Source organism: Actinomyces viscosus (genome assembly GCF_900637975.1).
Classification (GTDB): domain Bacteria; phylum Actinomycetota; class Actinomycetes; order Actinomycetales; family Actinomycetaceae; genus Actinomyces; species Actinomyces viscosus.
Window position 1 is genome coordinate 162,928 of record NZ_LR134477.1, and the last position, 23,728, is coordinate 186,655.

The 23,728-nt window shown below is 70.2% G+C and carries 22 protein-coding genes; 16 read left to right on the forward strand and 6 right to left on the reverse strand.

What is annotated here, in order from left to right; all coding sequences use genetic code 11:
• Positions 1–111 precede the first annotated feature (111 nt).
• Both galK and EL340_RS00795 read right to left on the reverse strand, forming a co-directional pair.
• Positions 112–1,392, reverse strand: coding sequence for a galactokinase (gene galK, locus EL340_RS00790; RefSeq protein WP_126413008.1), 1,281 nt, complete (start codon positions 1,390–1,392; stop codon positions 112–114).
• A 68-nt stretch (positions 1,393–1,460) separates the two neighbouring features.
• Entirely contained in the window at positions 1,461–2,258 is a 798-nt protein-coding gene (locus EL340_RS00795) for a DeoR/GlpR family DNA-binding transcription regulator (protein ID WP_126415240.1), read from the reverse strand.
• Between the two features lie 330 nt (positions 2,259–2,588).
• Here EL340_RS00795 and EL340_RS00800 point away from each other — a divergent pair, with 330 nt between their 5' ends.
• Both EL340_RS00800 and EL340_RS00805 read left to right on the forward strand, forming a co-directional pair.
• Positions 2,589–3,236 (forward strand): 2'-5' RNA ligase family protein, encoded by a 648-nt coding sequence (locus EL340_RS00800; protein ID WP_126413009.1) that lies wholly within the window; start codon positions 2,589–2,591, stop codon positions 3,234–3,236.
• Positions 3,233–4,255 carry a YihY/virulence factor BrkB family protein gene (locus EL340_RS00805; RefSeq protein WP_126413010.1) on the forward strand — a complete coding sequence of 341 codons (1,023 nt, stop codon included), beginning with the start codon at positions 3,233–3,235 and terminating at the stop codon, positions 4,253–4,255. Before EL340_RS00800 ends, EL340_RS00805 begins: the two co-directional genes overlap by 4 nt.
• 34 nt (positions 4,256–4,289) lie before the next feature.
• On the opposite strand, the gene EL340_RS00810 is transcribed toward EL340_RS00805, so the two are convergent.
• On the reverse strand, positions 4,290–4,868 hold the full coding sequence (locus EL340_RS00810; RefSeq protein ID WP_126413011.1) for a PIN domain-containing protein: 579 nt from the start codon (positions 4,866–4,868) through the stop codon (positions 4,290–4,292).
• Between the two features lie 76 nt (positions 4,869–4,944).
• Positions 4,945–5,394 (reverse strand): helix-turn-helix domain-containing protein, encoded by a 450-nt coding sequence (locus EL340_RS00815; protein ID WP_126413012.1) that lies wholly within the window; start codon positions 5,392–5,394, stop codon positions 4,945–4,947.
• A 125-nt stretch (positions 5,395–5,519) separates the two neighbouring features.
• On the opposite strand from EL340_RS00815, the gene EL340_RS00820 reads away from it, so the two are divergent.
• The 13 genes from EL340_RS00820 (at position 5,520) to EL340_RS00880 (ending at position 19,722) form a co-directional block, all read left to right on the forward strand.
• Complete coding sequence (locus tag EL340_RS00820) at positions 5,520–6,743, forward strand: mannose-1-phosphate guanylyltransferase (protein ID WP_126413013.1); 1,224 nt, start codon at positions 5,520–5,522, stop codon at positions 6,741–6,743.
• A gap of 222 nt (positions 6,744–6,965) precedes the next feature.
• A complete protein-coding gene (locus EL340_RS00825; RefSeq protein WP_126413014.1) occupies positions 6,966–8,066 on the forward strand; it encodes a BMP family lipoprotein in 1,101 nt (366 codons plus the stop codon).
• A gap of 90 nt (positions 8,067–8,156) precedes the next feature.
• On the forward strand, positions 8,157–9,686 hold the full coding sequence (locus tag EL340_RS00830) for an ABC transporter ATP-binding protein (protein WP_126413015.1): 1,530 nt from the start codon (positions 8,157–8,159) through the stop codon (positions 9,684–9,686).
• Positions 9,683–11,008, forward strand: coding sequence for an ABC transporter permease (locus EL340_RS00835; protein ID WP_126413016.1), 1,326 nt, complete (start codon positions 9,683–9,685; stop codon positions 11,006–11,008). The genes EL340_RS00830 and EL340_RS00835 overlap by 4 nt, the downstream gene beginning before the upstream one ends.
• 3 nt (positions 11,009–11,011) lie before the next feature.
• Complete coding sequence (locus tag EL340_RS00840) at positions 11,012–12,304, forward strand: ABC transporter permease (RefSeq protein WP_126413017.1); 1,293 nt, start codon at positions 11,012–11,014, stop codon at positions 12,302–12,304.
• 31 nt (positions 12,305–12,335) lie between these two features.
• Entirely contained in the window at positions 12,336–12,779 is a 444-nt protein-coding gene (locus EL340_RS00845; RefSeq protein ID WP_269471640.1) for a cytidine deaminase, read from the forward strand.
• A 33-nt stretch (positions 12,780–12,812) separates the two neighbouring features.
• Positions 12,813–14,174, forward strand: a complete 1,362-nt coding sequence (locus EL340_RS00850) for a thymidine phosphorylase (protein ID WP_126413018.1) — start codon at positions 12,813–12,815, stop codon at positions 14,172–14,174.
• Complete coding sequence (locus EL340_RS00855) at positions 14,171–14,995, forward strand: hypothetical protein (protein ID WP_126413019.1); 825 nt, start codon at positions 14,171–14,173, stop codon at positions 14,993–14,995. The genes EL340_RS00850 and EL340_RS00855 overlap by 4 nt, the downstream gene beginning before the upstream one ends.
• Before the next feature lie 71 nt (positions 14,996–15,066).
• The gene (deoC, locus tag EL340_RS00860; protein WP_126413020.1) at positions 15,067–15,720 is read left to right on the forward strand and encodes a deoxyribose-phosphate aldolase; all 654 of its coding nucleotides are present in this window, start codon (positions 15,067–15,069) and stop codon (positions 15,718–15,720) included.
• A 153-nt stretch (positions 15,721–15,873) separates the two neighbouring features.
• Positions 15,874–17,058, forward strand: a complete 1,185-nt coding sequence (locus EL340_RS00865; RefSeq protein ID WP_126415242.1) for a metal ABC transporter substrate-binding protein — start codon at positions 15,874–15,876, stop codon at positions 17,056–17,058.
• A gap of 8 nt (positions 17,059–17,066) precedes the next feature.
• Positions 17,067–17,867 (forward strand): metal ABC transporter ATP-binding protein, encoded by an 801-nt coding sequence (locus EL340_RS00870; RefSeq protein WP_126413021.1) that lies wholly within the window; start codon positions 17,067–17,069, stop codon positions 17,865–17,867.
• The gene (locus EL340_RS00875; RefSeq protein WP_232023156.1) at positions 17,864–18,841 is read left to right on the forward strand and encodes a metal ABC transporter permease; all 978 of its coding nucleotides are present in this window, start codon (positions 17,864–17,866) and stop codon (positions 18,839–18,841) included. The genes EL340_RS00870 and EL340_RS00875 overlap by 4 nt, the downstream gene beginning before the upstream one ends.
• Positions 18,838–19,722: a metal ABC transporter permease gene (locus EL340_RS00880; RefSeq protein ID WP_126413023.1), complete on the forward strand. Its 885-nt coding sequence runs from the start codon at positions 18,838–18,840 to the stop codon at positions 19,720–19,722. Before EL340_RS00875 ends, EL340_RS00880 begins: the two co-directional genes overlap by 4 nt.
• A gap of 616 nt (positions 19,723–20,338) precedes the next feature.
• Here EL340_RS00880 and EL340_RS00885 read toward each other — a convergent pair.
• Complete coding sequence (locus EL340_RS00885) at positions 20,339–20,758, reverse strand: DUF6157 family protein (RefSeq protein WP_126413024.1); 420 nt, start codon at positions 20,756–20,758, stop codon at positions 20,339–20,341.
• A gap of 110 nt (positions 20,759–20,868) precedes the next feature.
• Between EL340_RS00885 and EL340_RS00890 the strand changes: the two genes are divergently transcribed.
• Positions 20,869–21,729, forward strand: a complete 861-nt coding sequence (locus EL340_RS00890; protein ID WP_164719324.1) for an AraC family transcriptional regulator — start codon at positions 20,869–20,871, stop codon at positions 21,727–21,729.
• Positions 21,730–21,772: 43 nt separating this feature from the next.
• Here the strand turns inward: EL340_RS00890 and EL340_RS00895 are convergent, their stop codons facing one another.
• Entirely contained in the window at positions 21,773–23,512 is a 1,740-nt protein-coding gene (locus tag EL340_RS00895; protein WP_126413025.1) for a phospho-sugar mutase, read from the reverse strand.
• Between the last annotated feature and the right edge of the window lie 216 nt (positions 23,513–23,728).

The following is a 23,728-nucleotide window of genomic DNA, read 5'->3' on the forward strand; positions in this document are numbered from 1 at the left end:
CAGGGGCGTTCGTCCGACCTCATCCTGGAGGATGATCGCTGAAAGCCCTCTCCAACCGAGGTTGGAGAGGGCTGAGTACCGTCAGGTACGCGAGTCAGTGGTGCGCGCTGCTCAGGCGAGTCGACCGGCCGGGGCGGAGGGGACCGCGTCCAGGAAGGCCGGCGGGTTGAAGCCCTCGCGCTCGTAGGCGCGGGCCACGGCGGCGGCCACCTCGTGGACGGCGTCGGCGTCCACCAGGGCGATCGCCGAGCCCCCGAACCCGCCACCGGTCATGCGCGCCCCGTGGGCTCCGGCGGCGCGGGCCGCCTCCACGGCCACGTCCAGCTCGGGGCAGGTGCACTCGTAGTCCACGCGCAGTGACTCGTGCGAGGCGTCCATGAGCCGGCCCGCCTCGGCGAGCTTCTCGCCGCGCAGGGGCCGTCCGTCCTGCAGGAGCTCGACCAGCTTGCGGGTGCGGTCGATCTCGGTGACCACGTGGCGGGTGCGCTTGACCAGCTCCTCGGCGTCCGCGGGCTCCGAGTCCCGGCTCAGCCGCTCCAGGGCGTCCGGCAGGTCCTCGATCGCGATGTCGGCCAGGAGGTCGACGCCCAGGATCTGAGCCGCGCGCTCGCAGGCGGCTCGCCTGGCGCCGTACTGGCCGTCGTCCAGGGAGTGCTTGGCCTTGGTGTCGATGACCAGCAGGGCCAGGTTCTCGGCGGCCAGGTCGAAGGGGACGTGGGCCACCGAGCCGTCGCGGCAGTCCAGCTCCAGGGCATGGCCCTCACGGCAGCGCAGGGAGGCCGACTGGTCCATGCCACCGGTGGGGGCTCCGGCCATCTCGTTCTCGGTGCGCACGCAGTTGGTCACCAGGCGGGCGCGTCCGGCGTCGTTGGGCTCCTCGGGGGTCCCGGCCAGTCCCAGGTCCGCGACCTCGTCGATGGCGACGGCCGCCGAGCACTCCAGGGCCGCCGAGGAGGACAGCCCCCCGCCCAGGGGGACGCAGGAGACGAGGGCGGCGTCGAAGCCGGGCAGGTTCTCGAACCCGTCGCGCTCCAGGGCCCAGGCGACGCCGGCGATGTAGGCCGCCCAGTGCGCCACCTCGCCGGGGGTCCCCTTGGGGCCGATCGTGTCGAGGTCCATGACGTCGACCTCCTCCCGGGTCTGGGGGGAGACCAGGCGTACGACGCGGTCGTCGCGACGCCGCAGTGCCAGGTGTGCCCGGTGGGGCAGGGCGATGGGCAGGGCCAGGCCGCCGTTGTAGTCGGTGTGCTCGCCGATGATGTTGACGCGTCCGGGTGCGTACCAGACGCCGTCGGGCTCGGCCTCGAAGGTCTCGCGGAACAGGGCGGTCGCGGCCTCGGCGCCCTCCTTCGGGCTCATGGCAGGGGCGAAGACGGGAGCATCGTTGGTCATCGTGGTCTCCTGTAGTGGGTTGTTCTGATGTGCTCGGTCAGTGGGCGGATCGGCGGGAGCGGCTGGGGTCAGGCGGCGATGGTCAGCCGGGTGCCGGCCTGCTGGAGGGCGTCGAGGGTCTCGGCGTCGGGCTCGGCGTCGGTCACCAGGACCCCGATGTCCCGGGTGGCGCAGAACGAGCGCAGCCCCAGGACCCCCCACTTGGAGGAGTCCAGCGTGGCCACCACCGTGCGCCCGGCGGCGACGAGTGCCTGGTTGGCGGAGGCTTCCAGAAGGTTGGGGGTCATGAGCCCGGCCTCGGGGGTGAAGCCGTGGGCGCCCAGGAAGACCCACTCCACGCGCATCGTGCGCAGCGCGTCGACGGCCACCAGTCCCACCAGGGCGTTCGACGGCGTGCGCTCGCCCCCGGTGACCACCACCGTGGGGGCGTCGCGGTTCTCGGCGCGGGCGGCGTCGGCCGCGTCGAAGAGCACCTGCGCGGCCGGCAGCGAGTTCGTGATGACGGTCAGGGTGGGGAAGTGCTCCAGCTCGGTCAGGGCCTGGGCGAGCGCCAGGGTGGTGGTGCCGGCCGACAGCGCCAGGGAGTCCCCGGGGCGCACCATGCTGGCCGCGGCCTGCCCGATGCGGCGCTTGGCGTCCAGGTTGAGGGTGGACTTGGCGGTGAAGCGGGGCTCCAGGGTGGTGGGACCGGCCGCCACCGCACCGCCGTGAACGCGCTCAACCAGCCCCTGGGCGACGAGCTCGGTGATGTCGCGGCGCACGGTCATCTCCGAGATCCCCAGCTCCTCGACGACGTCGGCCACGCGGACGCCGCCGGTGGCCGCCACCCGCTCCAGGATGTGCTCCTGGCGCTGGCGGGCGAGCATCGGGGCCGGACGGGAGGATCCGACGGCGGAGGCTGAGGGGCCGGGCTGCATAGGGCCAGTCTGCCAGACCTCGACGGCGAAAACACCATGTCCGCACGTTCCCGCACAGAACCGCGCAGAGTTGCGCAGGAGGGGTAGCAGGAGGGGTAGTGGTAGTTCACATTTCAGCCACTCGGTCGGTCATGGCAGACTTATCCCGCTCGCGCGGCGCCTCCCGGCTGGGACGTGGGGGGTGCGGCGCGGTAATGTGTTCAGGTAACCCTCAGGACATCCGCTCGTCCTGACCTGCGACCCCGTATCAGCCAACCGTCCCGTAGGAGCCCAGGAGCCATGCAGATCCCCGCACCAGACGCGCACCAGTGCGTCATCGGTGTGGCCATCGCCCTGCCCTCCCACTACGCCGCTCAGGTGCGGGCGGTGCGGGAGGCCGCCGGGGACCCCCTGGCCGAGGTCGTCCCTCCTCACATCACCCTGCTGCCGCCCACGGCCGTCGATGTCGACTCGCTCGACGAGGTCATGCGGCACCTGCGCAACGTGGCCGCCGGGACCCGGCCCTTCGACGTGCGCATCGATGAGGTCGGCACCTTCCGGCCCGTCAGCCCGGTGGTCTACCTCGGCCTGCGCAGCGGCGCCGAGGAGTGCGACAGCCTCCAGGCGCGGGTTCGAGACCGTCGTGGCCCCCTGGCCCGGTCGCTGAGCTTCCCCTTCCATCCGCACGTGACCCTGGCCCACGAGGTTGCCGACGAGGGGCTCGACACGGCCGCCCGGAAGGGGGCGGGGCTGACCATGGACTTCACCGTCACCAAGCTCCACCTCTACCGCCACCTCGGCCGGTCCGCCCGGCAGGGGCAGGGCTGGGAGGTGGCGGCCGCCTTCGCCTTCGGGGGCTCGCTGGCCTCCGGGGCCGCCGACGTCTCCGCTGAGGACGGGGCGCCCGCGGCGCCGGCGAACCCGACGACGCCGGTGGTGCCGGTGTGATCGAACGCCTCAAGGCGCTGCTGGCGGCCGGTCGGCGCACGAGGGTCGGGCGCACTCTGACTCGTTACGGCACGGCGCGCGGCGCGCTCATGGCCGGCGGGATCGCCTACACCGGCATGTTCTCGATCTTCGCGGTGCTCGTCATCGGCATGAGCCTGCTCATGGCGATGCTCGGCAACCGTCCCGCCTTCCGCGCGGCCGTCGTCCACTCGATCAACTCCCTGCTGCCCGGCGTCATCGACTCCGGCGACGGCCAGGGGCTGATCTCCGTCGACCAGCTCACCCTCACCTCCGCGCTCAACCTGGGCTCGGTGGTGGCGGCCGGTGCGCTCGTCTACTCGGTCATCAGCCTCATGGGCACCCTCAAGATCGCGCTGCGCGCCATGTTCGGCCTGGTCAACCCCACGATGCGGCCGCTTGTGGGGCAGCTGGCGAACATCGCCGGGTTCCTCGTCATCGTGGCCGGGGTGCTGGTGACCGCCGTCGCCTCGGTGGTGACGACGACGCTGTCGGGCAGTGTCGGGCGGGCCCTGGGGCTGCCGGAGTCACTGACCGGGACCGGGGCCTGGCTGACGACGCTCCTGCTGTCCTTCCTCGTCGACGCCGGCATCCTGGGGCTCCTCATCACCATCTGCGGGATCCGCCCGCCCTGGCGCGACCTGGTACTGGGGTGCATGCTCGGGGCCCTGGCGCTGGGCGTGCTGCGCCAGCTGGGAACCGGCGCGGTCGGGTCGGTGACGCGCAATCCGCTGCTGGCCTCCTTCGCCGCCATCGCCGTGCTCGTCTTCTGGCTGCACCTGACCAGCCGGGTCGTGCTGCTCATGGCGGCCTGGATGGCCAACCCACCGCTTCCCCGCGACGTCGACCACCCCGACGAGGTCCACGCCCGCGAGCGCCCCAACTACGTGACGCTCTCCGTGCCCGAGACCCTGGCCTGGCCCCGTCAGTCCATCACCGGCAGTCTCGAGGCGGACCCGACGGCGCACCCCGACTACGTCCCCCCGGTGCCGATCCCCTGAAGAATGATCTGGGCCTCTTTGTGGGGTAAGGCAGTCACGGTAGCATTGCGAGCTGACGTAGAACTTTATTGATGCGCCCTGAGAACGTGGCGCAGCCGGCATGAAGAAGGGCGTCGTCTAACTGTCGTTGGTTTGGCTTCGTCCGCCAGTAGCTCAGTTGTTCCTTTACTATGGGCAGAAGGCAGGAGGGGTTGGAATCCGCTACGAGTGTGTAGAAATCGTCAGGGGTAATGATCTCATATACTTCATTATCTGGATCTGAGGTGAAATCAGAAAGTTTGTTTTGTGTGAGAATAAAGTCTGCACCCCGTGACGTGGCTGCAGCATGCACGTGATAGTCGCGTTCGTCGGTACCTGAAAAATCTAGACCACTTGGGAAGTCTTCCACAATGTCGTCCATATTGTCTTTCATGATGTGATAGCGTCTACTTATCAGCCATCCCGGCGCTCCAGGGTTCTCTTTTCGCATATTGTAGAGCACCTCACTGAAAACGTCGTGAGTGCTGATGAGTTGAAACATTCCTGAATTGTCTCGGCGCAACAAGAAAAGCCAGTCCATTAAAGTCTTACTGAAAAGGATATTTGCGTCCACAAAAACTCGCTGCGTCTTCATTTGGTGTATCGTAGCAAGTGTGCGGGGGATCTGTCCATTCTTTTTGAGTGGACAGATCCCCTATGGTGTGGATGTTTCAGTTGTTGAAGAACTTGAAGTCATCTTCGGCGTCAAGGGCTCGCAGTTCCTCGAATGCCTTGCGGCGCTCGGACTCCCGCTGATTGTGCAGCTTCATGACGTCCGAGAGATGGAAGCGTGTGTGCGTCCCTACTTTAAAGGAGTTGATCTTGCCTTCGCGGCTCCATCGTAGAAGGGTGGGGCGCGAGACTCCCAGGAGGTCGGCTGCTGCTGTGCTCGTCAGTTCTTCTGGTATCTGTCCGATACTGACGGAGCCTCCTTCGCCGATGATTTGCAGGGCGCGGAAGATTATGTCTTGCAGTGACGAGGGGAGGGGGGTGTCGTGTCCGCCTGCGGTTCGCAGGACGATGGTGGCTTCGTGTTGGGCCGATGCGACTCGTGCGTCATGTGCGGTCTGTGAGGGGATGGTGATCTGCTCGGTGGTGCGGGCAAGTGTGGTGGCCGTCATCGCCTGCTCCTTTCGTGGTATGCGGTCCTTCTGAGTGTCCACAACATAGCACGTGTTCACTTGTATGTGAAACTGGTGTCGTGTGGTGCTGCCGGCGCTCGGAGCGCCGACTGGGACGATAGCCTGTGGCGGTGACTGACACTCCTGGTAACCCTCCTGGTAATTCCGGCGGCTCCGCGCCGGCCATCCACGCCATCATCCCCGCCGGGGGCGCGGGCACCCGCCTGTGGCCGCTCAGCCGGCGCCACCGCCCCAAGTTCCTCCTCGATCTCACCGGTGCCGGCCACAGCCTCCTGCAGGACACCGTCGAGCGCCTGGCACCGCTGACCGCGACGACCACCATCGTCACCGGCGTCGCCAACCTCGCCGCCGTCGCCGACCAGCTCCCGCGGATCCCGCGAGACAACCTCTTGGCCGAGCCCTCCCCACGCGACTCCATGGCCGCGATCGGCCTGGCCGCCGCCGTCATCGCCCGTCGCCACGGACGCGACGCCGTCGTCGGCTCCTTCGCCGCCGACCACACGGTGGCCGACCGGGCCGCCTTCGCCGACGCCGTCCGTCAGGCCGCCCTGCTGGCCGAGCAGGGCTGGGTGGTCACCATCGGGATCGAGGCCACCGGTCCCTCGACCGCCTTCGGCTACATCCACGCCGGGGAGCCGACCGACGTGCCCGGCGCCCCCGACGGGCGCAAGGTCGTGGGCTTCACCGAGAAGCCCGACGCCGCTACTGCCGCCGCCTACCTGGCCACCGGCGACTACCGCTGGAACGCCGGCATGTTCGTGGTCCGAGCGGGCGTGCTCCTGGACCACCTGGCTGACCTCAGACCGCAGCTGGCAGCCGGCATCGAGGCCATCGCCGCCGCCTGGGACACCCCCGAGCGCGAGGAGGTCCTGGCCGAGCGCTGGCCCGCCCTGGAGAAGATCGCCATCGACCACGCCATCGCCGAGCCGGTGGCCGCCGCCGGGGGAGTGGCCACGGTGCCCGTGTCCATGGGATGGAACGACGTCGGCGGCTTCGACGCCCTGACCGAGCTCATCGCGCCCCGCACCGAGGGGCCGGCTGCCGGGGCCGGGGTGCTCGACGGCGTCGACAGTGCGGATGATGCTGACAGTGCTAACGACTCTGACGACTCAGCCTCCGAGGCCCTCCGCCCGGAGGTCCGGGTGATCGGCTCCGACGGCGCCCTCATCGCCTCCACGAGCCGACGCACGGTGGTGCTGCTGGGCGTACCGGGCACCGTCGTCGTCGACACCCCCGACGCCCTCCTGGTCACCACGCCCGAGCACGCCCAGGACGTCAAGGGCGTCGTCGACGCCCTCAAGGCGGCCGGGCGCGAGGATCTGCTCTAGCGGGAACTGCCGGGCACTGCGCTGAGAGCCTCCAGGTCGTTGGGACCCCTCAGGGGCCCGGTGCCGGAAGAAGAGATTCTCCCGGCGCCGGGCCCGCGCGGTGAAACCGAGATGATCGTGAGCCGAGCCTGGTGGATAGCACGGTGTGAGAATCATGCGCTTTCCCCTATCCTTGGAAACCGGATGCGTCACCCGTCGCACGCGAGAACCACGGAGGTTTCCATGAAGAAGGCCTGCTCCGCGATGACGCTCGGTGCGACTGCGGCCCTGGTCCTGGCCGCCTGCGGGACACCGCCGGCGCAGCGCCCCACCCGCAACCTCGAGGGCGCCAAGGACTTCACCGCCTGCATGCTCTCCGACGAGGGAGGCTTCGACGACCACTCCTTCAACGAGTCCGGCAAGAAGGGCCTGGACCGGGCCGGCAAGGAGCTGGGGGTCAAGACCATCGCCGTGCAGTCGGAGAACTCGGCCGACTACGCCACCAACATCTACGCACTCATCCAGCAGAACTGCAAGCTCGTCATCGGCGTCGGCTTCAACATCGCCGCCGACCTGACCGAGTCGGCCAAGGCCAACCCCGACATCCAGTTCGCCCTCATCGACGCCTCCTTTATCGGCGCCGACGGCCAGAGCGCCACCCTGCCCAACGCCAAGCCCCTGCTGTTCAAGACCGCTGAGGCCGCCTACCTGGCCGGCTACGCCGCCGCCGGCACCTCCCGCACCGGGGTGGTGGGCACCTACGGCGGCAAGCCGCTGCCCACCGTCCAGATCTTCATGGACGGCTTCGCCAAGGGCGTGGCCCGCTACAACGAGGACACCGGCTCCGCCGTCCAGGTCAAGGGCTGGGACACCACCACCGGCAAGGGCGGCTCCTTCGTCGGCAACTTCTCCGACGCCGCCAAGGGCCAGGCCATCACCGAGCAGTTCATCTCCCAGGGCGCCGACATCATCATGCCCGTGGCCGGCCCCGTCGGCCAGGGCACCCTGTCCACCGTCAGGCAGAGCAACGACGCCGGCGGCTCCAACGCCGTCATCTGGGTCGACTCCGACGGCTACACCTCCACCAGTGACGGCAGCATCATCATGACCTCCGTGGTCAAGGAGATCGGCAACTCGGTGTTCGATACCGTCAAGGACGCCTCCGAGGGCAGGTTCTCCGCCGAGCCCTACATCGGCACCCTGAGGAACCAGGGAGTGGCCGCCGCCCCCTTCCACGACTTCGACTCCCGGGTGCCCGAGCCGGTCAAGGCCCGGATCGAGGAGCTGCGCACCCAGATCATCGACGGAACCCTCGACGTCTCGACCCCCTACGACCCCTCATGAGCACCCCTGCTGGTTCCCGGCCCTGGGCCGCCACCGCCCTCCGTGTCCCCTGGAATACCCCCTGGAAGGTCCCCTGGAAGCGAGCCTGTTGTGAATCTTGAGCTGCGCGGGATCACGAAGGCCTTCGGGCCGCTCGTGGCCAACGACCACATCGACCTGACCGTCGAGCCCGGCCAGATCCACGCCCTCCTGGGCGAGAACGGCGCGGGCAAGTCCACGCTCATGAACGTCCTCTACGGCCTCTACCAGCCAGACGCCGGCCAGGTCCTCATCGACGACGAGCCCGTGGTCTTCTCCGGGCCGGGCGACGCCGTGGCCGCCGGCATCGGCATGGTCCACCAGCACTTCATGCTCGTGCCCGTCTTCACCGTGGCCGAGTCCGTCGTCCTGGGGTACGAGCCGGTCGGGCCGATGGGAGTCATCGACGCCGGTGCGGCGGCCGCCAAGGTCACCGAGATCTCCCGCCGCTTCGGATTCGACGTCGACCCCGGCGCCCTCATCGAGGACCTGCCCGTGGGCGTCCAGCAGCGCGTGGAGATCATCAAGGCCCTGGCCAGGGACGCCAAGGTCCTCATCCTCGACGAGCCCACCGCCGTGCTCACCCCGCAGGAGACCGACGAGCTCATCGCCATCATGCGCGAGCTCAAGGACTCCGGCACCTCGATCGTCTTCATCACCCACAAGCTGCGCGAGATCCGCGAGGTCGCCGACACCATCACCGTCATCCGCCGCGGCCGCGTCGTCGGCACCGCCGAGCCCACCGCCTCGGCCTCCGAGCTCGCCGGGCTCATGGTCGGCCACGACGTCTCCCTCACCGTGGACAAGCCGCCAGCCGACACCGGCCAGGAGGCGCTCACCCTCAGCGGCGTGAGCCTCGTCGAGGACGGCACCGTCCTGCTCGACGACGTCGACCTGCACGTGCACGCCGGCGAGATCCTCGCCATCGCGGGCGTGCAGGGCAACGGTCAGACCGAGCTGAGCGAGGTCATCCTCGGGCTGCGCTCGCCGACCACCGGCACCATCGCCTTCGACGGCCAGGACGTCACCCGCCACGGCGTGCGCCGCCGGCTGCGCTCGGGACTCGGCTTCGTCCCCGAGGACCGCTCCACCGACGGCATGGTCGCCGAGCTCTCCGTGGCCGAGAACATGGTGCTGGACCGCTACGACGACCCCGCCCTGGGCCGGGGCCCGTCGCTGTCGCCCACGCGCGTGCGCCAGGCCGCCCACCGGATGCGTGAGGAGTTCGACGTGCGCGTCACCGACGTCGGGGACGCCATCTCGACCCTCTCGGGAGGCAACCAGCAGAAGGCGATCCTTGCCCGCGAGCTCTCCCGCCCCCTCAAGGTCCTCGTCGCCTCCCAGCCCACCCGCGGCCTGGACGTCGGCTCCATCGAGTTCGTCCACCAGCGCATCGTCGCCGAGCGCGACACCGGCACCGCCGTCGTCATCATCTCCTCCGAGCTCGACGAGATCTACGCCCTGGCCGACCGGATCGCCGTCATGTACCGCGGGCGGATCGTCGGCACCGTCCCCGCCGACACCGCCCGCGACGCCCTGGGCCTCATGATGGCCGGCACCCCCACCGAGCAGGCCCTCGATCCTCAGGAGCAGCAACGATGAGCACCCCCAGCACCGGTTCCGGCCCCGCACCCTCGTCAGCGCCCGCAGACCCGCCCGGCGACCAGTCCGCCGGCTACACGAGCAGCCAGTCCGCCGGCCAGTCAGCCCTGCTGCGGCAGGTCGCCTCCTCACCGGCCGTCGTCGGGCTGCTCGCGATCGTCTCCGCCCTCGTCCTGTCCTCGATCCTCATCCTGGCGGCCGACCCCGAGGTGCGCTACACCGCCGGATACCTCCTGAACCGCCCCGCAGACTTCCTCCATGCCGCGGGGTCGACCCTGAGCGAGGCCTACAGCTCGCTGCTGCGCGGCTCGGTCCTCGACTGGCGGGCCACCACCACCGTGCGGATGATCCGCCCCATCACCGACACCCTCACCAACGCCACCCCGCTCATCATCGCCGGGCTCGGCATGGCCGTGGCCTTCCGCGCCGGCCTGTTCAACATCGGCGGTCAGGGCCAGATGATCCTCGGGGCGATCACGGCCTGCTACGTGGGTATCGCCTGGAACCTGCCACCGGTGGCCCACCTGCTCCTGGCCGTCGTCGGCGCGGCCCTGGGAGGGCTGGTCTGGGGCGGCATCGCCGGCGTCCTCAAGGCCCGCACCGGGGCCAACGAGGTCATCGTGACGATCATGCTCAACTCCATCGCCGCCCACCTGCTCTCCCAGGTGCTCAGCCTCAAGGCCTTCAACGGGGAGGGGGAGACCGGCAACCGCAAGTCGCTGGCCGTGGCCGACACCGCCCAGTACCCCTCGCTCGCCGGCGGCTCCTTCCGCCTCCACGCCGGATTCCTCCTGGCCCTGCTGGTCGCCGTGGCCGTCTGGTGGCTCATGGAGCGCTCCCGCCTCGGCTTCCAGCTGCGGGCCACGGGCCTGAACGCCGACGCCGCCCGCACCGCCGGAATGAGCGTCCCCTGGGTGACGAGCCTGGTCATGATGATCTCCGGCGCCCTGTGCGGGCTGGCCGCCACCGCCCCGGTCCTGGGCACCCAGAAGAGCATGGACGAGTCCGTCGTCGGGACCATCGGCTTCGACGCCATCACGGTGGCGCTCCTGGGGCGCTCCCGACCGCTCGGAACCGTGCTGGCCGGGCTGCTGTTCGGAGCCCTGCGCGCCGGCGGCACCGCCATGCAGGCAGCCCCGGGCACCCACATCAAGATCGTCCTGGTCCTGCAGTCCACGATCGTGCTGTTCATCGCCGCACCGCCCCTGGTCCGGGCCGTCTTCCGGCTGCCGGAGCGCCAGGCGCACCGGGGCGGCGCCGACTCCTCTCCCGCCTCCGTCCCGGCCACGCCCTTGGCCGCTCCCACCGCGAAGGAGGCCTGAGCCATGACCGCCGCAACCGCTCCCGCCGCGTCCAACGCTGCCGCCGCCTCGAACGCTCCCGCACCCGCGGCCGTCGAGCCCATGAACCTCAAGATCCCGGTCACCGGCGTCGTCGTGCTCCTCCTCCAGGGGCTCATGGCACTGGGCGCCCACGGCACGACCACCTTCAGACTCACCGTCGCCTCCGACTTCCTCCAGCTCGAGGACTCTACGCTCAGTGCACGGCTGGTCATCCTCACCGCCGCCGGGATCGTCGCCGCAGCCACCGCCGTCGCCCTCGTGCGGGCCAGAGGCCGCCGCCGGGTCCCCACCTGGGCCACCGCCGTCATCGGCACCGGATTCGTCATCGCCTTCCTGGCCTGGGCCGGCGCCGGGCGCAGCGGCGTTATCCCCCTGGTGACCATCCTGTCCTCAGCGCTGGGACTGAGCGTCCCGCTCGTCTACGGCTCGCTCGCCGGGATCATTGGGGAGCGCTCGGGCACCATCAACATCGCCATCGAGGGCCAGCTCCTGGGCGGGGCCTTCCTGGGCGCCGTCGTCGCCTCGGCCTGCTCCAACCCGTGGATGGGACTGGTGGCCGCACCCGTGGCCGGGGTCCTCGTGGCACTCCTGCTGGCCCTGTTCGGCCTGCGCTACCGGGTCAACCAGATCGTCGTCGGCGTCGTCCTCAACGTGCTGGTCTCAGGACTGACCGGCTTCCTGTTCTCCACCTTCCTGTCCTCCAGCCCCAGCCTCAACCGGGCCCTGCGCCTGCCCACCCTGGCGGTGCCGGTCCTGTCCCGGATCCCGATCATCGGGCCGGTCCTCTTCCGGCAGACGATCCTCGTCTACCTCATGTACGTGGTCGTGGCGATCCTGTCCTACATGCTCTTCCGCTCCCGCTGGGGACTGCGGCTGCGGGCCTGCGGGGAGCACCCCAAGGCCGCCGACACCGTCGGCATCAAGGTCATGCGCACCCGCGTGGTCAACCTCGCCCTGGCCGGGGCGCTGGCGGGACTGGGCGGCGCCTTCTTCACCGTCGGCTCGGGCCTGTCCTTCGACAACGACATGACCGCCGGCAACGGCTACATCGCCCTGGCCGCCATGATCCTGGGAGCCTGGCGGCCCCTGGGGTCCCTGGGGGCGGCGCTGCTCTTCGGCTTCGCCACCTCCGTGGCCCAGACCCTGCCGGTCATCGGCAGCTCGGTGTCCCCGGACATCATCTCCATGATCCCTTACATCGTCACGATCCTGGCGGTGGCCGGATTCGTGGGCAAGGTGCGCGCGCCCGCCGCCGAGGGGGTGCCCTACCCGTGACCGGCCCCGCCGCAACCCGGAGAGCAGACCAGTGACAAGGACCGATGCCCTGAGAGCCGCAGACCTGAGCGACGCCGACTGGCGGGCGCTCAACGCCCTCGCCGTCGAGGCCATGACCCGCGCCTACGCCCCCTACTCCCGATTCAAGGTCGGCGCCGCCGCCCTGGTCGACGACGGTCGCCTCGTCTCGGGCTGCAACGTGGAGAACGCCGGCTACGGCGTCACCCTGTGCGCCGAGTGCGGGCTCGTCTCCGAGCTCGTCCGCACCGGGGGCGGCCGCCTCGTCGCCTTCGCCTGCGTGGACGCCGACGGCCGGGCCTGCGCACCGTGCGGACGCTGCCGCCAGCTCCTGAGCGAGCACGCCGCCGACGGTATGGTGCTGGCCATGCCCTCGGGGATGATGACCATCGACGAGGTCCTGCCCGACCGCTTCGGCGCCGCCGACGTCGAACGCGTCGTCGGCCAGCAGGGCTGACGAGCAGACGATGAGCCGAGATGAGGAGAACCCGTGACCGCCCCCTCCACGAGCGCCCCCGCCGCACCGCAGGCCGTCGAGCCCTTCGACGCCGTCGACGTCATCGCCGCCAAGCGCGACGGCGCCGCCCTGAGCGACGCCCAGATCGACTGGGTCGTGGACGCCTACACCCGCGGCGTCGTGGCCGAGGAGCAGATGAGCGCCCTGGCCATGGCCATCTACCTGCGCGGCATGAGCCGGGCCGAGACCGCCCGCTGGACCGGCGCCATGATCGCCTCCGGGCAGCGCATGGACTTCTCCGGCCTGACCCGTCCGACGGCGGACAAGCACTCCACCGGGGGAGTGGGGGACAAGATCACCCTGCCGCTGGCGCCGCTCGTGGCCGTCTTCGGCGTGAGCGTCCCCCAGCTGTCCGGGCGCGGGCTCGGGCACACCGGTGGCACCCTGGACAAGATGGAGTCCATCCCCGGCTGGCGGGCCGATCTCACTGGCGAGGAGATCCTGGCCATGCTCGACGCCGGCGGCCCCGGAGCCGTCATCTGCGCCGCCGGAGCGGGCCTGGCCCCCGCCGACAAGCGCCTCTACGCCCTGCGCGACACCACCGCCACCGTCTCCTGCGTGCCCCTCATCGCCTCCTCGATCATGTCCAAGAAGATCGCCGAGGGCACCGGCGCCCTCGTCCTGGACGTCAAGGTCGGCTCGGGCGCCTTCATGAAGGAGATCGACCAGGCTCGCGAGCTCGCCTCCACCATGGTGGCCCTGGGCACCGACGCCGGTGTGACCACCCGCGCCCTGCTCACCGACATGTCCACCCCGCTCGGGCTCACCGCCGGCAACGCCCTCGAGGTCGCCGAGTCCCTCGAGGTGCTCGCCGGAGGGGGACCGGCCGACGTCGTCGACCTCACCGTCGCCCTGGCCCTGGAGATGTGCGACGCCGCCGGCAGCCCCGTGGGGGAGGACCAGGCCCGCGCCGCCCTGGCCGACGGCCGTGCCATGGACGTCTGGCGCGACATGGTCCGCCGCCAGGGAGGGGACCCGCAGGCGCCCCTGCCGCAGGCGCCGGAGACCGAGACCGTCACCGCCCCGGCCGACGGCGTCCTGACCACCCTGGACGCCCTCGCCGTCGGGGTCGCCGCCTGGCGCCTGGGAGCCGGACGCGCCCGCAAGGAGGACCCGGTCCAGGCCGTCGCCGGCGTCACCATGCACGCCAAGCCCGGGGACCCGGTGCGCGCCGGGCAGCCGCTGCTCACCCTGCACACCGCCACCCCCGAGCGCTTCGAGCGTGCCCGGGAGGCGCTCGCGGGCGGCATCGTCATCTCTCAGGCCGGTTCCCCTCAGGCGGCCGACGCCGTCGCCCGCCGTGAGCGCGGCGTCGTCCTGGAGCGAATCGGATGACCACGCCCCAGCAGGTAGAGCCGGCCATCGTCGCCAGGGCCGTCAGCTCCCGGCTGCGCGTGGGACGCCTGACCCGGGCGGGCCAGGCCGTCACCCTGACCCAGGCCGATGGCACGACCTGCGGTGCCACCTGTCTTCTGGCCGCCCGCCTGCTCCTGGCCCCAGGAGAGCGTCGGGCCCTGACCGATGAGCTCAGCTGGGAGGAGGCCGTGTCCTCGGAGCCCGGCCGGGAGGGCAGGCGTCTGGCCCGTCTCCTGTCCCGTCACCAGCTGCGGATCCAGCGGGCCATGAACCGCAGCGGCCTGGGTCCCGTGCCCTGGCCGAAGGCGCTCGGTTCCACCCCCTGGTCCGTGGCCCGGCAGATCACCGAGATTGTGAGCACCTGCGTTCCGGGCCGTGAGCGTCGCGTCTACGCGGTGAGGTGGGTGAGCGACCACGGCCCCGCCTGGGGGAGTGAGGTCGCCTCGATCCGCAAGGTGCTGGCCGGCGGGCTCCCGGTCATCCTGGTCACCGGCGGCCCGCTCGTCCTCGACAATGACACGGTGGCTGAGCCCGGTGCGGGATCTGTCGGATCTGCGGGATCACGGCTGCGCTCCGCCCTGGCCCGGACCCCGGCCGTGCCCCGCCACTACGTCCTGGCCCTGCCCTGGCAGGTCATCGAGCAGGACGACCCCGGTGAGAGAAGCGTGCACATCTACGAGCCCTCCAGCGGATCCGTGCGAGCCCTCGACCTGACCGCCCCGCGCGATCCGCACCGCCCCGGCCCCCGCGAGCTCGGCGGCTGGCCCCGCATCCTGGCCGTCATCGCGCCCGAGAACTGATCACCCCGACTTTGCCCCGATGAGGGCGACCGGGCCATGATGTCGTGACCGCTCCACCAGGAAGGAAGCCCATGACCACGCGCGCCCGGATCGCCTGCCTCATCGACCACACCCTCCTCAAGCCCGAGGCCACCGCCGCCCAGGTCGAGGCACTCATCGCCGAGGCCGCAGCCCTGGGCACCTACAGCGTGTGCGTCTCCCCGAGCCTGCTCCCGCTGGACCTGCCGGACGGCCTGCACCTGGCCACCGTCTGCGGCTTCCCCTCCGGCGCTCACGCCACCGCCGTCAAGGCCGCCGAGGCCGCCGACGCCGTCGCCAAGGGGGCCGAGGAGATCGATATGGTCGTCAACCTCCGCCTCGTCAAGGAGGGTGACCTCGACGGCGTCGAGGCCGATATCCGCGGCGTGCGCGAGGCCTGCCCGGGCGCCGTCCTCAAGGTCATCATTGAGTCCGCCGCCCTCACTGACGAGGCGATCGTCGCCACCTGCCGCGCCGCTGAGGCCGCCGGAGCCGACTTCGTCAAGACCTCCACCGGCTTCCACCCCGCCGGCGGCGCCTCCACCCACGCCGTCGCCCTCATGCGCGCCACCGTGGGCGACCGCCTCGGCGTCAAGGCCTCCGGCGGCATCCGCACCGCCGCAGACGCCCTCGCCATGGTCGAGGCCGGAGCCAGCCGCCTGGGACTGTCCGCCTCTACCGCCGTTCTGGAGGGACTGGACGACTGAGCGGCTCCTGCGCGACTGAGAACCCCTGACGGGCCCGGCATCTGGCGACAGCACTGCCGGGCCCGCACTCGTACGTGCGAGGAAAGGTCGCCTCAACTTGCAAAGTTTCGGGTACCCGAAACTATACTCGGCGCCATGAGACCCATCCCCAGCATGAGTCGCCGCAGCGTCGCGGCACTCGCCTGCCTCACCCTGTCCCTCCCGGCTCTGGCTGCCTGCGGAGGCGGCTCGACCTCCGCCGAGGCGCCGGGAACGGTCAAGGCGGTGGCCTCCACCACCCAGATCTGCGACTACATCACCCAGCTCGCCACCTCGGATGCCTCCAGCGAGCTCTCCTTCGACCGCACCGGTGCGGACGGCAAGACCCAGCACTTCGGCGCCGACGCTGCCAAGGCCACGTCCCGCCTCAAGCTCACCTGCCTGCTGGCCCCCAACGCCTCCGCGCACGAGCACGACATGACCACGGCCCAGTCCAAGGCCCTGTCCGAGGCGGACCTCTTCTTCATCTCCGGGGTTGACCTGGAGCACTTCCTGGACTCCGCCGTCGACTCCACCGGCTTCAAGGGCACCATGGTGGTGACCTCCGGTGTCGCCGGAGCAGCCGACGTCGACGATCTCGCCGCCCAGCAGAAGAAGGAGGAGGACAAGCCCTACAAGGTCGACCGGGGCAGTGCCAAGGTCGAGGTCGCCAAGTGGCCCTTCCCCGCGGAGGAGGGGGAGAGCGAGCCCGAGTTCCGCTTCGACCCGCACGTGTGGACCTCCCCGAAGAACGCCATCGTCCAGGTCACCAACATCGGCGCCGCCCTGGAGAAGGCCGCACCCGACCAGGCCAGTGTGTTCCACAGCCACGTGGACGCCTACGTCGCCAGGCTCAAGAAGCTCGACGAGTGGGCGGCCAGCTCGCTGAACTCAGTGCCTCAGGACAAGCGGGTCCTGTTCACCAGCCACGACGCCTTCGGCTACTTCAGCAACGAGTTCGGCGTGAAGTTCGAGGGTGCGGCCCTGTCCGACTTCAACGCCCAGCAGGACGCCACCGCGGACAAGATCCAGGAGACCGCGGACAAGGTCAAGGCCTCCGGCGCCGTGGCCATCTTCGCCGAGAACTCCAACAACCCCAAGTCCGTCCAGAAGGTCGCCGAGGTCGCCGGGGTCAAGGCCGTCATCGGCGACGAGGCCCTCTACGGCGACTCCCTGGGCACCCCCGGCTCCGACGGCGAGACCTACATCGGCTCCATCCTCCACAACGTCTCCAACCTCACCAAGGCGTGGGGCGGCACGGTCACCGAGATTCCCGCCGACCTCGCCCAGTGGACCCCCAAGGCATCCGACGTCAAGTGAGACCCCGCATGACAGACTCCCACGATCCCGCACCCGCCTCGACCGATCCGGTCGTCACCCTGGAGGAGGCCTCCTTCTCCTACGGCCCCTCCACCGTGCTCACCGGCGTCGACGGCCAGCTCCCGGCCGGGCAGGCCCTCGCCCTCGTCGGCCCCAACGGCTCGGGCAAGACCACCCTCATGCGGGCCCTGCTCGGCATGGTGACCATCAGCGCCGGACGGGTGCGGGTCAACGGGGCGGCGCCGGGGCGAGCCCCACGGGGGTCTGTCGGATACGTCCCCCAGGTCAGCGACCTCGACCCCACCTTCCCCGTCACCGTGCGGGAGGTGGTGCAGATGGGCATGTACTCCCAGCTCGGCATCCTGCGGCGCCCCGGCGCGCAGACCCGTCGTCGGGCCCTGGAGGCCCTTGAGAGCGTCGGCCTGGCCGACCGCGCCGAACGCCGCTTCGGCACCCTGTCCGGCGGCCAGCAGCAGCGCGTCCTCGTGGCCCGCTGCGTGGCCGCCCGGCCCCGCCTCATCCTCCTCGACGAGCCCTTCAACGGCCTGGACCAGCCCAACCGCGAGGCCCTGCTGTCCATCATCACCGACCTCAAGACCCAGGACATCTCCCTGATCATCTCCACCCACGACCTCGTCCTGGCCCAGGAGACCTGCGAGCAGGCGGCGCTCCTGGCCGGGCGTCAGGTCGCCTTCGGGCCCCGCGACGAGGTCCTCGTGGCCCGATACATCGATGAGGCCTACGGCGGCCACGGCACCACCCGGCTGCTGGGCCTGCGCTCCGCGGCCGATGCGGGGGAGTCCCAGTGAACGGCTTCATGACGCTCTTCAGCCAAGCACTCGAACAGCTGCGCCTGGCGGCCGTGAACGTCCCGGGCCTGGCGTCCCTGGCCGATGCCCCCTTCCTCTTCCGGCCCCTGGTCATGGTGGTGCTCCTGGGCGTCGTGGCCGGCGTCATCGGCGTCATCATCAACCTGCGCAGCGCCGAGTTCAGCGCCGAGGCCATGGTCCACGCCGTCTTCCCCGGGATCGTCGCCGGCGCCGTCTACTGGGGGATCAATGCCATCATCCCGGCCGCCTCCGTCGTGGCTGTCGCCGCGGCCCTGGTCCTGACGCTCGTCTCCCACCGGGCACGTCGGGGCGAGGCCTCAGAGGCCGGCACCGCCGTCGTGCTCACCAGCTTCTTCTCCGTCGGGCTCATCCTCTCCCTGGCCAAGGGCGACATGTCCGGCCAGCTCGAGGCCCTCATGTTCGGTCGCCTCCTGGAGGTCACCGATGAGCGCCTGGCCCAAGCCCTCATCGTGTGCGCCGTCGCGCTCGTGCTCATCGTGGCCACCTGGAAGGAGCAGGTCGCCTACGCCTTCGACCGCACCGGCGCCCGCGCCTCGGGGCTGCGGCTCCTCGCACTCGACCTGGCCCTCAACACCGCCATCGCGGCGGCGGTCGTCTCGGCCTCGACGGCGGTGGGCACCCTCCTCGTCATCGGCTACCTCGTCATCCCCGGAGCGACGGCGCGCATCCTCGCCTCCCGGGTGCGCACCATGGTCCTCGTCGCCATCGCCGTCGGCGTGGGCGGTGGCTACCTCGGCATGCTGCTCATGGTCCTGCCCGCGACCCTCGACAAGCCGGTCTCCCCGCAGGCCGCCGTGGCCCTGGTCATGGCCGCGATCCTCCTCCTCGCCGTCGGCGTCACCGCCGCACGTGAGCGGCTGCGTGGGGCGCTGCGGCGAGCCCGGTCTGCGCGGGACTCCGAGGCCTCGGTCGCCGAAGGGAGCCGAGTATGAGCATCGGTCTCGACATCCTCCTGCTGCCCATCATCGAGGTCGTCCTCATGGGGCTGCTGGCCGGTCTGGTGGGAGCGATCGCGCTGGTCCACCGCAGGATCTTCTTCACCGAGTCGCTCACCCACGCGACCTTCCCCGGCGCGATCGTCGGCGTCGTCGTGGCCGCATGGATCTCGCAGGCACTCCTCGGCCAGCGCGCCGACTTCACCCTCCTGTCCACCCTGGTGCTCGTGGGGGCCGGTCTCATGTGCCTGCCGATGATCTGGCTCATGCGGCGGCTCTCGCAGATACCGGGCATGACGTCGCAGTCGGCGGCCGGAGTCGTCCTCACCTTCGGATTCGCCCTGGGCTACTTCCTCTCCAAGTGGTTCTCGCCGCTGCCCCTCAAGGTGGACTCCTTCCTGGCCGGATCCGTCCTCAACGTCAGCCGCGTGGACGTCATCGCCGTCGGCGTCGTCCTGGTACTGATGGTGCTCGTACTCCTCGTGGCCGGGCGGTTCCTCACCTTCTACAGCTTCGATCCGCTGGGCTACCGCGCCAGTGGCCTGCGTCCCGCCTGGGCCGAGGCCACCGTCATGCTCATGATCACGCTGACCATCGTCATGCTGGTGCCGGCTGTCGGCACGATCCTGCCCATCGCGCTCATCGCCGCCCCCGCGGCCGCTCTGGCTCCGTGGACCTCCACCATGCGCCGACTGCTGGTGGCGGCCCCGCTCCTCGGGGCGGCCATCGCTCTGGCGGGGTTGCTGGTCGCCGTCAGGCTGAGCCTGTCCGCCGGCGGTGTCATCGCCGTTGCCTCGGGGCTGGTCTACCTCGTCTCCGCCGTCGCCCACTGGGCCGCGATGAGCAGGATCCGGGCCAGGATCCCGGTCCTGCGTTGAGTCCTTAGCACCCGGCTGGAAGTGCTCGGGTGGAAGGGCCTCATCGGGTCGCTGAATCCGGGTGGAATCAGACGCCGTCCTCTCGTGCGGTCCAGATCGTGTTCGGCGGGTAGGGGCTCACCCTTGGCGGAACCAGCGTCCCACTCGCAGCGTGCTGCCTGGGGCCTGCTCGCTCAACCTCTGACGATCGTCTGAGAATCAGTACTTGGGACCGGGGGCGGACGATTCTGGGGCAGACCCGGGATTCTCGCGGGAACTTTGGGTTTAAAGTCTCCGATTTCGTTGTCATGACGGCGGTTTACTGGGGTGGTTCGGGGGCTGCACGAGGTTTGGGGGCTATTGGAGGAGGTGCGGGTATACTCCACGAGACCCCGAGTCCCGTGCAGTGCGGTGAGCCCTTAGCCAGTGGGGCCCGGGGCTCGTGCAGTAGATCCTCTCCTTGGCGGCGCTCTGGAGTCCTCGCCGCCCCAGTACCGGCCATCGCGCTGCGCGCTGGGGCTCGCCGTGGGGGCGTTCCAGGAGTGGGTCGTGCGGACGGCGCCGGCTCAGGCGGTGACGCTGAGGTGCGCGACGGCGCCGCGCGCGGCACGGTCGTCGCCGTCGAGCACAGCCAGCCTCAGGAGGCGCGGCGCGAGCGCATGGCTCTGAGCTGAGTGAGTGAGGAGTCCTCCGAAAGCTCCTGGTAGCGCGTCGAGCCGAGAGGGACCAGCGCCACCCGGCCCTGGCCATCATGGTGGAAGCCCCAGCCGTAGCGCTTGGCCAGCGGCGAGGAGCGCAGGCAGGCCTGGGGCTTGGCGAAGAAGGCCTCCCGCTGGGCGGCCCGCTCCGGGGGCTCGATGCCCCGCCGGATAGCGTGCACCTCGAACAGCAGGTCGTCGGAGGTCAGCTCGTAGGGGCGCTCACTGAGGAGCCGGTACTGGAGGAGAGCGATCGTCGGCGGTTTGCCCGCCGGGCCGGCAGGAGGCTCCTGCGCGTCCTGTGCCGGACAGTCCTCAGCAACCCGGATGAATGTCTCGGTGTAGTTGGTGCTGCTCATGGCCAGAACGCTAAAGGGGCCGGCAGGGGCGGTATAGAAGAAAGGCGACAGGTTGCGGTGGATGGCGCGACGGCGGCTGCGAGGCACGGGCGCGTGCCACACTGGGAGTCATGTCAGCCGATCTGGACTGTGGCCCACGGGAGTTCCCGATCCGTCCGCAGGAGCGCACCGGGGTGCTGGCACCGGACAACCTCACCCGCTACCACGCGCACTGGGTGGCGCCCGATCCCGCGGTGGCCGACGTCGTCGACCAGTACTGGCACGTCTCATGGAACCTGGGCGACCAGAGCGTGGACCAGCGGATCATCGACGCCCCGGCCGTGACCCTGACGGTGGAGGAGGGAGATGTGCCCGCGCCCCTGGTGATCACCGGGGTCCAGGCCCGCGCCTGGCACCGCACGATCCACGGCCGTGGGAGGGTCTTCGCCATACGGCTGCGACCCGCGGGACTCGCTGTCCTCGGCGCCCTGTCGCCCCAGCGCCTGGCCAACACCGCGCTTCCCCTGACCGAGGAGCTGGACGCTGGACTGCACGCACTCATGCGCGGGGTCGCAGCCCACCCCACGCCCCAGGCCCGCGCCCGGGCCGCCGATGAGGCGATCCGAGCACGACTGGCCCACCACCCGCCCTCGGAGAGCGGCCTGCTGGCCAACCGGGTGGTCGACGAGCTGCGCTCCCGACTTCACCGACGCACAGGCGACTCCCTGCCCGCGGCCTTGCACGTCAGCGAGCGCACGATCCAACGCTGCCTGCGCGCCACCCTGGCACGCGGGCCGAGATGGGTGGGGCACCGCATCAGGCTCCAGGAAGTGGTTCTGGCGCTCACAGCGCGCCCCGACGCCGACCTGGCCACCATCGCCGCCGATCTCGGCTTCGCCGACCAGTCCCACCTGGCGGGCGCCTTCAGGGCCGCCTGTGGACTGAGCCCCAGCGCCTACCGACGCAGCCTTGAGGTCCTCATCAACGGATGATCAACCGGATGATGCGCTGGAGGGCGCGCAGATCGGGGCCGGCTCAGGCGGCGATCCCCAGTACACCACGCAGGTCTGCCTTGATGGCCTCCAGACGCTCGGCGGCCGCCTCGCGCACCTCGGCCACCGAGGCGTCACCCACCGGCAGGATCACCTCGCAGTAGCACTTGAGCTTGGGCTCGGTCCCCGAGGGGCGCACGACGACGCGGTCGTCCGAGGCCGTCACCCACACCAGCCCGTTCGTGGGGGGCAGCGTGCCGCCGTTGCCGTCCGAGACGCCGTCGAGCAGGTCCACCGTCGTGGTGACCGGGGAACCGGCGAGCTTGGCCGGGGCCCCGCCCGAACGCAGGCGCTCCATGGTCTCGGTGATGATGCCGAGGTCCTCGACCCGCATGCTCAGCGGGCTCGTGGCGTGCAGGCCGTGCTCACGGGCCAACCGGTCGAGCAGGTCCTGCAGCGTCCGCCCCTGCTGCTTGAGCACGGAGGTCAGCACCGCCAACCTCACCGAGGCGGAGATGCCGTCCTTGTCCCGCACCGCGGCAGGATCCACGCAGTAGCCCAGCGCCTCCTCATAACCGAAGACCAGGCCCGGTTCCCGGCTGATCCACTTGAACCCCGTCAGGGTGCGGCGGAACCCCAGCCCGTGGGACTGGGCGATCCGGCGCAGCAACCGCGAGGAGACCACGGAGCAGGCCAGGACCCCGTTGCCGGCGAACGCAGCCAGCTCGGCGGCCTGCTCGCCCAGGAGCGCGCCGACCTCGTCTCCGGTCAGCTGGCGCCAGCCGCCGGGAGCGTCCTCGTCCGGGACGGCGGCCGAGCAGCGGTCGGCATCGGGGTCGTTGGCGATCACCAGATCCGCGTCCACCTCCCGGGCCTTGTCCAGCGCCAGGTCCAGGGCCCCGGGCTCCTCCGGGTTGGGGAAGGCGACCGTCGGGAAGTCGGGATCGGGTTCGAACTGCTCAGCCACTTCGACGACGTCGGTGAACCCGACCCGGGCAAGCACCTCACGGCAGGTGGCCCCACCCACGCCGTGCATCGCCGTCAGCACGATCCTCACCGGGGCGGGGGCCTTCATCCGGGCCGCCTGAGCGGCCCGCTCGACATACTCCTCACGAATAGCCGGGTCGATCGTCTCCCACCCCGACTGCGGGCGGGGCACGGACTCGACCGGACCGACGGCGTCGATCGCCGCCGCGATCTGAGTGTCGTAGGGAGGAACGATCTGGGCTCCCTGACCCGAGTCGGTCACGGCCCGTCCGCCCAGGTAGACCTTGTAGCCATTGTCCTGCGGCGGGTTGTGCGAGGCGGTCACCATGACCCCGGCGTCGGCCTCCAGGTGCCGCAGCGCGAAGGCGAGGACCGGGGTGGGGCAGGGCGACTCGAAGAGAATCGCTCGCCCGCCCGCGCCCGTGACCACCGCGGCCGTATCGCGGGCGAACTGCTCGGAGTTGTGACGGGCGTCGTAACCGATGACGACGCTGAAACCCTCGCCGAGACGGTCCTTGAGGTAAGCGGACAGACCCGCAGCAGCCCGAATGACGACGACCCGGTTCATCCGGTTGGGGCCGCCGCCCAGGCGGCCGCGCAAACCGGCTGTACCGAAGACGAGCGTGCCGCTGAAGGCGTCACCGAGGGTCGCCCGCGCTGACTCGGCCCGCTCGCCCTCAGAACGAGCGGCAGCCAGGAGATCAGTGAGCTCGGCGCGGGTGACAGGATCCGGATCATCCTGGATCCAGGCGTTCACGGCAGCGTCGTCGTATACGTCTACGGGGCCTCGGGTCATATCTGTGACGGTACCGCGACAAAAGTGCTGAAAGCGCTCACAATGACTCTCCTCACGGGTGTTTCCAGACACAAGGAGAATCCGGTCGGGCTCGTTTCCAGGCCACACGTTGAATTAGGCGAATTGAATTGAAGATCAAATATTTATCGAGACTCTCACGAGGTGTGAGATGTCTGATGCTCGGTCAGTGGACCGAAGGCGGAGAGAAAGGCGAAA